The sequence below is a fragment of the Methanoplanus endosymbiosus genome (genome assembly GCF_024662215.1).
Classification (GTDB): Archaea; Halobacteriota; Methanomicrobia; order Methanomicrobiales; family Methanomicrobiaceae; genus Methanoplanus; species Methanoplanus endosymbiosus.
Map to the genome: position 1 here is coordinate 1,698,603 of NZ_CP096115.1, position 12,924 is coordinate 1,711,526.

The 12,924-nt window shown below is 36.7% G+C and carries 8 protein-coding genes and 2 tRNA genes; 2 read left to right on the forward strand and 8 right to left on the reverse strand.

Annotated elements, in window-relative coordinates; translation table 11 throughout:
• Positions 1–2 precede the first annotated feature (2 nt).
• The 7 genes from L6E24_RS07490 to L6E24_RS07520 all read right to left on the reverse strand — a co-directional run bounded on the left by L6E24_RS07490 (position 3) and on the right by L6E24_RS07520 (position 10,206).
• Entirely contained in the window at positions 3–1,598 is a 1,596-nt protein-coding gene (locus tag L6E24_RS07490; RefSeq protein WP_257741371.1) for a competence protein CoiA family protein, read from the reverse strand.
• Positions 1,599–2,047: 449 nt separating this feature from the next.
• Positions 2,048–3,034 carry a hypothetical protein gene (locus tag L6E24_RS07495; protein WP_257741372.1) on the reverse strand — a complete coding sequence of 329 codons (987 nt, stop codon included), beginning with the start codon at positions 3,032–3,034 and terminating at the stop codon, positions 2,048–2,050.
• Positions 3,035–3,406: 372 nt separating this feature from the next.
• Positions 3,407–3,979, reverse strand: a complete 573-nt coding sequence (locus L6E24_RS07500; RefSeq protein ID WP_257741373.1) for an RNA-guided endonuclease TnpB family protein — start codon at positions 3,977–3,979, stop codon at positions 3,407–3,409.
• Between the two features lie 486 nt (positions 3,980–4,465).
• Positions 4,466–4,539 (reverse strand) — tRNA-Val (locus L6E24_RS07505).
• Positions 4,540–4,654: 115 nt separating this feature from the next.
• Positions 4,655–5,884 (reverse strand): ISAzo13 family transposase, encoded by a 1,230-nt coding sequence (locus L6E24_RS07510; RefSeq protein WP_257741374.1) that lies wholly within the window; start codon positions 5,882–5,884, stop codon positions 4,655–4,657.
• A gap of 46 nt (positions 5,885–5,930) precedes the next feature.
• Positions 5,931–9,359: a tetratricopeptide repeat protein gene (locus L6E24_RS07515; protein WP_257741375.1), complete on the reverse strand. Its 3,429-nt coding sequence runs from the start codon at positions 9,357–9,359 to the stop codon at positions 5,931–5,933.
• A gap of 13 nt (positions 9,360–9,372) precedes the next feature.
• Complete coding sequence (locus tag L6E24_RS07520; protein WP_257741376.1) at positions 9,373–10,206, reverse strand: viperin family antiviral radical SAM protein; 834 nt, start codon at positions 10,204–10,206, stop codon at positions 9,373–9,375.
• A gap of 93 nt (positions 10,207–10,299) precedes the next feature.
• Between L6E24_RS07520 and L6E24_RS07525 the strand changes: the two genes are divergently transcribed.
• Positions 10,300–11,058 carry a hypothetical protein gene (locus tag L6E24_RS07525; protein WP_257741377.1) on the forward strand — a complete coding sequence of 253 codons (759 nt, stop codon included), beginning with the start codon at positions 10,300–10,302 and terminating at the stop codon, positions 11,056–11,058.
• Positions 11,059–11,158: 100 nt separating this feature from the next.
• On the opposite strand, the gene L6E24_RS07530 is transcribed toward L6E24_RS07525, so the two are convergent.
• Positions 11,159–11,232, reverse strand: a tRNA-Val gene (locus L6E24_RS07530).
• Positions 11,233–11,437: 205 nt separating this feature from the next.
• On the opposite strand from L6E24_RS07530, the gene L6E24_RS07535 reads away from it, so the two are divergent.
• Entirely contained in the window at positions 11,438–12,823 is a 1,386-nt protein-coding gene (locus L6E24_RS07535) for an MFS transporter (protein ID WP_257741378.1), read from the forward strand.
• Positions 12,824–12,924: the final 101 nt, after the last annotated feature.

Consider the following 12,924-nt stretch of genomic DNA (forward strand, 5'->3'; position numbering starts at 1 on the left):
CTTCAGAATAATTCAGAGATAAGATAATCATATGCGTGTTTTGGTATTTTCCCAGATTTTAGTGTTTGACGGAGATAGCTACTGACTTTAGGATACTTCCCCAGATCACTCAGAATATACTTAATTTTTACAGGCGTTGCTATAAACGTGCCCCCCAACAGAACAAGTATATTATAGAGATCATCTTCGTTATTTACTGATCCACTTATTTGTTTTGGAATTTGTTTTGGAATGCCTACCTGATAGACTACATCCATCCCATGAAGGACACAAATCCAGTCTCCTTTAGAAAGGCCAAAAAATTCAAGAATAGACATTTCATTCCAGTGAATGTTTTTCAGTTGCCTTTCAGAATAGTGATAAATGTTACACTTAATGTCCGATTTGAATGATAAATATGGTTTTTCTTTGAGGAGGAAGAGTTCACCATTTTCAAGGGGTTTTTTTTCGTACTCCAGTGTTATTTCCGGGGGGAAATATTGGAAGATTTCTTCAGGACATTCACATGTGAGGTGTGATTCATATTCTCCAAAAGAAGATGTTATGCGTATTGGACTCTTAACAGAGAGAGATAGTAACCATCCATCATTAATTTGAACTTTTGGAATCGATCGAGGCGTTTGTGTATCTGTTTCCTGAAAATAAATAGATTCATCGGATTTTGCTGCAAGATTGAGGACTTTTGTTGGCATACTATAAATTTGCCTGTCTCCAAACTGCACATGAGGAGGCCAAAGAGGAATTAATGGAGGGTGCCATTCAATAAGTTTGACTCTCATTAAGTCTGCAAATTCATGGGCATTTTCTGTGACTTTAGTAAACTGTACTCGATAGATCATCCATTTAGATTCATATCCAATGGTTCTACCCTCCAGTTTTCCCACAAACTCATAATCGAGAAAATCGTTATAGCTATCCGGAATTTCAGTGGCTGTTGCAAAATAATAGTATTTGTCTGGGGTAATTACTCCATAATCAGATATACTCCGAGCATAATCTTTGCTGTATGCAAACAATGCACCAGATTCTGGAAGTCCCAATAGATCTTCATCCCAGATTTTTATTATATCATTGCTGACTGAACATTCGCTATATTTTAGAGAATATTTGTCATATATCCACATTAACCGAATGAAAGTGGTTTCTCTTGGAATTACCTGATTAATGAGAATTTTGTTTTCTTTGATTTCTGCGTCGTTTGGATTAATGATTTGTATTACAAGGTTTTCCTTTCTGGCGGCTACAACAGTCTCCTCATCTAATGGAGGAAAACCAAGAAAAAGCCCAAAGGTCCCCCCACCCTTTGAAATATAAATCCACTTTGAACTTAGACCAAATTTGCGCGACTCCTGCTGTTGCCGATATTGCTCCGCGTATTTGCTATCTGAATAGTTGGGACAATCATGAGTATTAGGATTATTTGGTGAATGCCTAAAATAGATTCTATCAGGTCCACCTATGAATATAACCTCTTCTTTACATACAGGACAAATAAGTCTATAATTTCGAATAGAGTGCTCATCCACATAATTTACAAATTCTTTCGCGTAGACAAGCTCTTCAAAACCGGAAGTACACTTTTTTAATGCAAAATCCATTTAATCCCCTATAATAATATTGTTCTTAAGGAAAGATATTATTTTAGGCATATTTATTTGTCTCAAGAGATTGTTGCAAGAATGAAATTATCCTATAACCCTATGAAAAATAGTCACGCAATAGCCACAAATCATCCCATTTAACCAGTAAAAGTGCCAAAAATACATCCATCATCAGAATAAAACTGAAATTCAGATCTTAGACCTGAAATTATTCCAGTAACCGTTTGAATAAAATGCCATAATCCTTCCCGTGCTATCATAAAAACCGTCTCTATTAACGGCACTGTCTGAAAATCCAGTTATGACTGATCATTTATACTGACCAGTTCCTTTTCCGGTTAATTTGGGCAGGCATAATCAGTTTCCTACTTATGCATCACTGAAAAATCCGCCTGTGCCCTATTAACACAGGAGGAAATTTCCGTTTTGAAAATTAAAACAAGGATTTAAAGGTCTTTTAAGACCTCTTCAAGCAGTTTGTCATAAGCCATCGTCAGACTGTCAACCTCCTTTTCAAAGGCATCCAGTGCGTTTTCTGAGACCATTCCATCGATCTCAAACTCGGCAAACATAACATATGCAGCATTCTCCATTCTGCCCTTAGCACTCATTACACTTGTGTATGCCGCAAGTTTGGCTTTGTTCTCATATTCACCAAGATAATCATCTATAACAAAGGCATTTGCAGCATCATCGAACTTCTCTATATTTGCTGCAAACTCCTCCTTCTCAATAGATTCATTGAGCAGCACATAGCCAAAGGCCTCCTCAACACTCTCTATCATATAGTGGTGCATAGAGAGCAGATCAAATGCAGCAGCTGCATGTCTGTTGTTATCCAGGTCTTCCTTACTGACCATTGCAAAATAATTCTTCGTAAACGGCCCGAATTCTGATGTGAAACCATCAATGGAATCTTCAAAGACAATCACATCTTCGTATATGACTGTACCGTTCTTCTCATATACAGCAAAAAAGTTCATGGCATCTGCAACGAGATCATTCTTCTTTGAGATTATGGATTCATACGAAGCTTTCAAATCTGCATTTTCAGGCCTGTCAAGTCCGGCCTGTTTCTCAAACATAATGGCAAGAAGATCAAAATCCTTTATTTTGGACTCAAAATCAGCCTTCTCTACGGGGTCTTTCAATACCGGATACGCAAGTGCCTCTTCAATTGCCTCCAGCATAACACCGTGCATCCTGCCAAGAGTAAACGTAGAATCTATATAATTCATAGCCCTTTCAGGAGTCTGAACAGCAGTCGGCGAAACAGTCTGAGAAGAAACCACAGTTGCCATCGGTGTTGCTGCCGGAGTAGGTGCCGCCGTCACCGCCGGAGTTACCTGTACTTCAGGTGTGGTTTCCGTGCATCCTGCAATCAAAACCAGACCAACCAAAACCAGAGAAATAAATAAAATCAGTGAACGCATATCTCACATCCCCTATGAAAGATACTATACAACCAGACCAGATAATAATTCCGCCAATGAATTGGCAGGATGAATAAAAAATATAAATGCATTTTAAATTATACTACTTTAAAAATAATATGGGCTATTATCGCATATCTCCGGCACAGGCACAGACACCTTCACAGAATGCCTGAAAACTAAGAGAATTATTTCTTTCTGCAACCATGTGACGTGAAATCCTGCCCGCAACCTCCAGTTTTGGCAGTCTTCCGGAATACTCTTTTCGTGAACTACCTCTGGGCTAAAGACCCAGAGGCTTCCTGCTTCATACCCCGAATCATTGTTCGTAAGTCCACAGGCCCTTCCCCTCGTTCCAAGGGTGCAAAGATATTATATTCCAATTAGATTCTGTCTATCTAAAGCAAATTTCCTGATATTTATTGCGGCATTTATATCCCGGTCATGATGTATCCCACAATCCGGACAAATCCAGTCTCTATCAGATAAAGTCAAATCCCTGTTGTAATATCCACATTCACTACAGATTTTTGTAGATGGTTCAAATTGTCCTATCTGTAAGATAATTTTACCTTGTTTTTGTGCCTTATATTCCAATTGAGTAACAAATGAACTCCATGATGCATCAGCAATATGTTGTGCCAGTTTATGATTTTTTAGCATCCCTTCAACATTCAAAGTTTCCAGTGCAATTGCTTGGTTCTCGCATACTAATCTAAAAGATAGTTTGTGCTGGAAATCGCTTCTTTGATTATGAATTTTTTCATGGATTTTTGCTACTGCATTTTTTGCTTTATTTCTGTTGTTAGAACCTTTTTGTTTTCTACTCAATCGTTTTTGCAACACTTTCATTCGGAGAATTGACTGTTTCAAATATCGGGGATTCTCAATCTTTTCCCCATTGGAAAGTATTGCAAAATCTTTGATACCTACATCAACACCCATGGTTGTATTTACATCAAAAATTGTTGATTTGCCGCTTCCATTAGGACCAAGAAAAACCGTAAAAGGGGGTGAGTTCCTTCAGTTCAAGATCACGCAAAGCACGATAATTTTTTACGGTAAGTTCCTCAATTCGTGGAACGGATAATTCCGGATTCATTACAATTCCCTTTAATTATCTGATAGATATCAGACAATTGTCTGCATTTATATAAATAAACTATTGGGTTTGAAAATACCTGCTCCCGATGGTAAAATGGGAATTACAGATGTTGCCAACGCAGAACAGCTTTTTTAGCTTATTCAGTCAGTACCATCACCAAAAGCCAAACCCTTCAAAATCTGGCTTGCAGAAGTTGGAAACGAGAGAGTAAATGAAATTGCTGATCCAGAACTAACTATTGACAGAGCACCATGTACATATCGAAAAAAGGTCACTCTAAAAAGATTACAATACGGAGGCTAAATTAAAAAATAAAACTAAAATAATGGACTCGTCGAGATTCGAACTCGAGACCTCTGCCGTGTGAAGGCAACGTCATGACCAGCTAGACCACGAGTCCCATTAAATATTCAGCCAGGATAAAACCATGGCTTTCTTCGGAGATCAGACAGATGTTCCCTGCCGGAATTATCCAGATACTATTGCCTCCCATTAAATATTAAGTAGCTGTAATTTTATAAGTCGTCCACGACATAGTAACATTCATCCTTTGGAGCAATAGTATAATTCCATTCACCATGAAATTGATTTGGGAGAAGGAACAATTCGTTCATCTCTTCTTTTGATACTTTCCTTCCAAGAGGATATGAATTGTTATCAACACAACATTGAACCGTCAATCCCTTAGATGTTCTTGTATTGGCGATTAAATTTACTATTGTCTCCATATTAATCAATGGTCTTCCTCTCCAATTTTTAGAGATTGCAGAAAATAAGCGATGCTCAATTTTATTCCACTTGCTTGTTCCTGGCGGAAAGTGGCAGACTGACACCATAAGGTTAAATTCGTCACAAAATTTTTGCAATTCAACTTTCCATGCTTTTCTCCTATAACCATTACTACCTCCAGAATCTGCTGTTATAAGAAGAGATTCTGCATTGGGGTATATTTCCTGACCCATAGTTATCCACCATCTCCTGATGCTTTCAACTGCAAATTCTGATGTTTCATGATCTACACCTACATTGACCCAACCGGAGTTATTGCTGATATCATAAATTCCATATGGTATTGCTTTCCCAAGTTCTTTATCAATAAAATCATGATCCTTGACTTTGACAGGCTTACCCTTAGGACGCCATTCCTGCCCTTTATTTGTGTAATTCCCAATATTTTCCTTCTTTTTGCAATCAACAGAAATTACTGGTTGGTTATGGGTCTGATACTTTTTGACAAATTCATTAATGAATTCAAATTGTTTGTTTCTGTCCTCATGGGATTTGCCTTCTTCAGTTTTCCTTGGTGCCTGAAGGCTGTAACCCGAATAATTCAATAGCTTTGAAACACAAGTATGGCTTACATTATGCCCTTTATTTATTAATTCCTCAGCTAAATTCCTTGTACTTAGACATGTCCACCTTAGAGGTGATTCGGGATCTCCTCTCGAAGTTGGCTCAATAAGAAAGTCTAGATCATTAATTAATTCAGGATCAATCTCTGTTATTTTTTTCCTTCCAGCTCCTTCAGATCTAACTTTGTCATATGGATAAATCTCTCCAGAATCTAATTGTTTTCTTCCAATATTTATTGTAGATCTTGACATCCCTGTTATTTTAGAAACATTTGTAACTCCACCACGACCATATGAATTAGCCATAGTTGAAGCAAAGATCCTTATTTGCCTCTCATTTAGATGAGGTGTTAGGTCCTCGTAAATATTTGCAATGAAAGCATCCAGATCCATATATTATAATGATGCACATAATAAATTAAATGATCGGTTTATTAATTTACGATGCCTTAGGTTCAGAGAATTTATGAGAAACTTCCGGAAGCAATTCTGCCAGATAATATCCATAACGATAATCTTCTCCTAACAAATGATTAAAAATACGTTTTTTTAGGTATATTGAAGATCTTGAAAGATCTTCTTTTTCGAAAATACCCAGATTCAATAAAATATTATATGCTTTTTTGAAGTTTCCAGTATGATAATTCAGGATCGCAAAATGCCTCAAAAGGTTTTCATTGTTTTCAAAGCCAATATGAGTACCATTGCTAACCTGAATCAGAACCTCTCTTAATTCGGTTTTAGCTGCCTCTAACTTGATAATTGCATTTTCTCTTTCTTTATTTATCATTGAGATAAGATTTGGATCTTTTTTTATAATCCGCGAGTTTGTTAGTTGACAATATTTTTCAACAGCTAAAGAATAATTCCCTTTTTTAAATGAATCTCGTGCTAAATTTAGCAACTCTGAGTGGGGCCTATATTTTTTTATTTTCTTCAAAGTTGCAGAATATGCCTTCTCAGATTTTAGCTCCTTGTGAAGAGAACCGAGCAACAGATATGCATTGATATTTAATTGGTCGGATTTTATCGCCTGATTACATAACCACCTTGCGCGACTCGTTTGTTTTTTCTTAATAGAAATTTCGGCTAGTTTAGTTAATACATCGGAATCCAGAGGCAATATTTCATCAGGAGATAGCAATGTGTTAAAAAGTAATTTGAGCAATTGGTTAACCAAATCTACTGCTGAATTCCATTCAGATCTTAATTCAAATTGATTAATTATCCGTCCATGGGAAACTGAATTACGAGTATAAGCAATTTTATTTAATACTTCCCCTATTTCAGTAAGGGTTTCCAGAGGATATTTTAAAAGAAGTGCATCAGTGAATAATTGAAAATTTTTCTCCGGAACATGCATGTCCCTTAAAACATATCCTGCAAACTGACCAGAAGACATTGTTCTCTTATTATTATCCAGCCAATTATTAATAAAAAAAGGTAAATCGTTTGGAGAATAAGTTTTCCTTAATTTTGAACCAATTTCAGATTTAACAGGATCCATAATTAATTTATTAACTAAAAGTTCTACTCCTTTCCCAATCATAGTCAAAACTGGAGAGTAATCAAATTCCTCCGACCTATCAAATTCTTTTGTAAATTTCAATTGCAGAGTTTCAGCTGTAAAAAATGCTGTTTTAGCATCATCACAATTAACAATGAGATCACTTTGAATATGGGATTGAGACAAATAGTCTTCTACTACAATAAATGTCTCAAAAACGTCTGAATATTCACCCCTATGTATTTCAGAATAATTTAAAACATATCCATATTTTCCAAGTTTATTCAGACTCTTTCGGACTCCTGAAAAATCTTTAATTTCAAGCAAAGCATTAGTTTCATTTATCAAAAGAGTATCCTGGTCACTCCAATCTTCTGCATAAAGATCAGGCAGACCCAACAAATCCTTTTCACTGAATATCTCCACATATGAACCATTTACTGCCGAATTTACGGGAAATGGGGGAATAAAGTTTATAAGCATATCATGACGATATATTTCTTCAGCCATATTTTGAGCATCACTAAAAGCAGTAAGTGCGTCCTCTGTTTTACCTTCTAAAAATTCCAATTTCCCTTTTGCCAGAATAAGAGAGGCCTTCTCATAACTGTCTTTAAGTTTTGATATATTTTCATCGCACCATATTCTCCCATCATTAAATAAAGCAAGTTCAGCATAAATGCCAATTATCTTTTGCAAATTTTTCGAAGAATCTAAAAATAGATGTGTACAAAGCGGGTTCAGATATTGGATAGGATCTTTTTCAAGAGTGATCAATTCATATCCAAATATCTTTAAAAATTCAATATCAGTAAGTTTATTGTTCTTTATGGAAGAACATAAATCAGTGATAATATCAAGTCCTTTTTCACTATCCAATGCAATATAACTCAAAGCATGATAAATTAAAAACTGAAAATATTCAGGTTTAAGCTGATACTCTGAAAATGATTCATTAAAACTCTGGATCGCACCATCATAATCACCGGTATAATATTGAAAAACACCAACATATGCCCCAATTTTTTTATCATTCTTTTGTTTTATGCTTATTTCATTGAGTTGGTGTGCAAACTGCAATTTATTTTCAAACTGGAAATCCCTGATAATTTTGGACGGTGGAGTATCAAATCTTTTTAAAACATCATCATATTTTCTCTCAAAAAAAGTGCCAGACAACACACAATCACAATATTCCTGATACAGATCATTGAAATATTGTGCATCAGGCAAACCACTTTCTATAAAATTTAAAGTTACTGGCAAGTCATGCTCAACACAGTACTGATATAAGGGTTTTGTATCGACAATCTGACGATTTCCATCAGTTATTGCTATATCAATAAGGGCCTTTGGCATGTCATCCAAAAGATCATTGTCATATCTGAATGGATAGGATTTGTTTAATAGTTTACATCTTTCATCGTGGTTAAATTGAGAAAACCATAATTCACAAAGTATAGAAAGTGTATGTGTTGAAAATGCCAAATCCTGAAGATTTCTGGAATTTACTTCCATAGTACAGGAATCAGGATTACTCTCAGACCATATTGAATCATAAATCCATTTGTTTTCGGGAAAACCGCAATTAAAACTCTCATTTATTTTTTTTCGGAGATCCTTCAGGAAAGGAATATTGCCTTGATGACCAGCAATTTTTTTATCAAAAGGTTCTTTTTCGCCAGTATCTTCCCTGCGCTGATTCTTATTGTACTCAATAAATGGTGAGGATACAGCGTTTAAAGGATAGTAATTGTAAAGACGGACAATATTTTGAAGGGAATAGTTAATCCATTTCTTTTTAAAAGTATGGCTGAATCCTACATCATAAGCGGAGAGCAAAAATTCATCTCCACCAGGAGATTCATGTCTGATCAAATATGTTGCCGCTTTTTTATTCTCAAAATCTTCTTTCGAATTGATAAAAGAATAATTAATAGCTTTTTTTAGGATCCCATCACCAAATGGCCGAAGGTAATAATATCCAAACCTGAACTTCTCAATTTCATCATTATTAATTTCCGAGATAACTTCATTTGGGACCATATCTGATGATGATTTCAAAGAGAACTTATATAGACCTGAATAATTAAAGCACCATTCTGATTTTAATGCATGGACATATTCAATAGCAGATGAAATTAACTTCTCATCTTTCCTTATTTCATCAAGGACATAGCGACAAAACCCAGGATCCTGCCGCATTCTTATTATAAATAGAGATAATAAATTAGCATCACGATAAAATTCCCATTTTTCTTCATCACTCCATTTAGAAACCTCATGACCAAATGTAATAGCCTTTTTCAAACGGTGAATATCATATACACACAGATAAAAAATTGATTCTGGTAATTTCATATTAGATTTCCCCTTATGCCCAGTTATAGATGGCTCCTCGTCCCTGGTATTTCATCTCTGAAATAAAATTGTCTATTCCAATTGAAACAACCTTTAAAAGAGGAGTTAAAGTTATTTTTCTATCCTTATCGGTTTTCACCATGCCGCTAGGAGTAAGCATAAAATATGAACATTCCATATCTTCTGCGGATTCAAAAACAGGTGAAGTAAAGTTTTCAAGAACTACATTTCTATGCCGTTCTACAAAATATCTGAAATCAGAATGAGATATTTCCAGATCCCTTGCAAAATCGTTTTCCCCATCAATGTGCATCATCTGTAAAACCTTCCACCGATCAGGATTTAACATTCTAATCAAGGGAATCATATTCTCCTGATAAGTCAGTGAATTTACACAGGTATTAACTTTAAGTTTTATTCCGACCTGATGGATATAATAAGCTGATTCAAGACTTTTAGTGACATGATCCCCTAAACCTCTGCCAAGTTTCCGCTCAATTTCATCAAGACAAGAATCAATCGAAAGACCAATCCAATCTACACTTCCAATCATATTTCTGATTAAATCTTGTGTGAGTTTAGAACCGTTTGTTGTGATTGAAACTGTAAATCCAAGTTTTTTCGCACATTTACAATAATCCAGAATATTCGGATGAAGAAGAGGTTCTCCCCCGGCAAAATTAATTTTGGTCATACCCATTTCTGCAAGAATTTTTAGAATTTCAACGCCTTTTTCAAACTTTATTGGTTTATCAGGGAAGTTTTGAGCAAAGCAAAATCTGCAACGATAATTACAATATGGTGTAACATGCCAATTGACCGATTTGATGACAGGCTCTTTGAACATGAATCATAGGTCAACAAGCGAAGTGATAACTGTATTTTGTAACCGTTACAGAATTTATGATACTATTTTTGTGTGTGGAGCTAATATTAAGATATGCCTGATCATCGCCAGGAGCATTTGCTGATCATAAGTGCAGGTGAACACATCCATAACACCTATTCAATTACTGTCCAAAAATACGACCCTTCACATGTTTTCGTATTAGTCGAAGATGAAATACTTAATAATCATAAAGATGATTCTGAAATCCTAAAAAAGAGAAAAGCTAACATTAAAAAATCAATTGCAGAAGTGAAAAATCGCGTTGACTCTGATAACCGGAGAGAATTTAAACTCGTTCGTCTTTCAGAACTTCATCAGGATGTAATTCGAGATACTATCCTTAAGATTCGCAATGAACACAGGGATGCAGCTTTTTCATTTAATGTCACTGCCGGAACTGCCCTTTTTTCCACAAGTCTCTTTCTAATGGCTGTATGGCTTGGAGGAAATGTTTGTATTACCAGAACTTCTGATTCTCTGATTGAATTAAAAATTCCTAAAATGTCAGTTACTGAACTGGAAAATTATCCGAATCTTATAAGAGTTGTACTGGTACTTGGAAAAAAAGTCCGTAACAAGAACGATGATATCAGTGACGGATGGATAAAAAACAAGGATATCTTAATCAAGCTTGGTGTGATTAAGTCCAGTTCGGATCGCCCGAGTGGTAGTGACAAGGTAAACCAATCACGAGATATGAAGAGGCTCAAATCATGGGATCTCGTTGAAGAAAAAAGATCGGGAAGAGATGTTCTGTACCGGCTTACTTCCAATGGGATATTTGCATATAATATCTTTAAAGAGCAGTGATAAGAGGTTCAAATATTATAATTAGTCCTAATTTATAGAGAATACCTTTAAAAAACTCAGAACAAAATTAGACCATATATTCAAAAATACAAAAAAATAATGGACTCGTCGAGATTCGAACTCGAGACCTCCGCCGTGTGAAGGCGACGTCATGACCAGCTAGACCACGAGTCCAGATAGATATATAAGCCTGCATCAGGCATTTCCGGAATTTCTGCGGCATCTTCTTAGCCTGAAATACCCAGATAGTATTGCCTCTATCAAATATTAAGGCTTCTTAATCTTACCTGCCCGGGCAGCAGTCCATTCTCCTATGATCCTTGTAAATACCCTCCTCTCAGAAGACCATTTATATAAAAGCCGGATTCAATCTGTTAGTATGGGCGACAAACAGGTAGGTATAGACAGAAGAATTATTCTTCTGATAACCTCCCTTGGATCTTTTCTTACACCCTTTATGGGTTCATCAATAAATATTGCAATACCTGAGATTGGATCAGAGTTTCTCTCCGATGCCATACTCCTCTCATGGGTTCCAACGGCCTACCTTCTTGCATCTGCTGTAATGATAGTCCCGATGGGCAGGCTTGCTGATATGAGGGGCAGGGCTAAGATCTTCCTCGCCGGAATTATAATCTACACCATTGGCTCGCTCCTCTCAACAATGGTGCCCTCAATAGAAGCCCTGATAATGTTCAGAATCTTTCAGGGAATCGGTGGCGCTATGATATTCGGAACATCAGTTGCCATAATCACAAGCGTATTTCCGGCAAGAAAAAGAGGTTGGGCAATTGGCATCAATGTCGCGTTTGTGTACTCCGGACTGACAGTCGGACCTGTGGTAGGAGGACTTCTGACAGAGTTCTTCGGATGGAGAAGTATATTCTATGCAAATGTAATAATCGGACTATTCATCATAATTGCCGGGTTAAAATACCTTAGAATAGAAGAGATTACCGACAGTGAAGCAACATTTGACATGCTGGGTTCTGTCCTGTATGCTGCAACAATATTTTTTGTGATGCTCGGATTTCAGGAGTTATCAGAAACACCCGGAATTATCCTTATCACTGCCGGAATAATATCAGCAGGCATCTTCTTCATGTGGGAGAAGAGGACAAAACATCCGGTATTCAACATAACCCTCCTAACCGAAAACAGGGTCTTTGCCCTCTCAAGCCTTGCAGCGTTCATAAACTACAGTGCGACCTTTGCAATCGGATTTCTGCTCTCGATTTACCTTCAGTTAATCAGGGGATTTTCACCACTGAGCGCCGGACTTATCCTGATAGCTCAGCCGCTCTTACAGGTTATCCTCTCACCAACAGCCGGAAAACTCTCTGACAGAGTTGAGTCGAGGATTCCTGCCACCATAGGAATGGCAATGATAACTGCCGGGCTGTTATTATTCACCTTCTTATCAGATGAAACTCCGGTTATGATAATCATTGCAAACCTTGCATTCTTAGGTATTGGTTATGCACTCTTCTCATCACCAAACACCCACGCAGTTATGGACAGTGTCAGCGAGAGGTATTATGGGGTTGCATCCGGAATGCTAGGCACGACAAGGCTCTGTGGAATGATGGCATCCATGGGAATATCAATGATGGTCTTTGCAATTATCATGCAGAGATTACCACTTGCGGAAGTAGCACCTGAACTTATAACAGAATCGGTAAACCTTGCGTTTATGGTGTTTGTCATCCTCTGTGCCATAGGTACGGTTGCATCCTACATCAGAAATCCGAAAAAAACTGAATAAAATTCACAGCTCCACATATCCCCAATTAACACCGGGAATCAGGCAGCAAAGGATAAATATCCGGTAATTTTTTCGGAAAACTATCAGACAGTTACATTAAA

Coding starts and splice junctions, on each gene's coding strand:
- L6E24_RS07500 (WP_257741373.1), bottom strand. CDS start 3,979: ATGGGTGTTGATGTAGGTATCAAAGATTTTGCAATACTTTCCAATGGG.
- L6E24_RS07520 (WP_257741376.1), bottom strand. CDS start 10,206: ATGTTCAAAGAGCCTGTCATCAAATCGGTCAATTGGCATGTTACACCA.
- L6E24_RS07535 (WP_257741378.1), top strand. CDS start 11,438: ATGGGCGACAAACAGGTAGGTATAGACAGAAGAATTATTCTTCTGATA.
- L6E24_RS07495 (WP_257741372.1), bottom strand. CDS start 3,034: ATGCGTTCACTGATTTTATTTATTTCTCTGGTTTTGGTTGGTCTGGTT.
- L6E24_RS07510 (WP_257741374.1), bottom strand. CDS start 5,884: ATGGATCTGGATGCTTTCATTGCAAATATTTACGAGGACCTAACACCT.
- L6E24_RS07490 (WP_257741371.1), bottom strand. CDS start 1,598: ATGGATTTTGCATTAAAAAAGTGTACTTCCGGTTTTGAAGAGCTTGTC.
- L6E24_RS07515 (WP_257741375.1), bottom strand. CDS start 9,359: ATGAAATTACCAGAATCAATTTTTTATCTGTGTGTATATGATATTCAC.
- L6E24_RS07525 (WP_257741377.1), top strand. CDS start 10,300: ATGCCTGATCATCGCCAGGAGCATTTGCTGATCATAAGTGCAGGTGAA.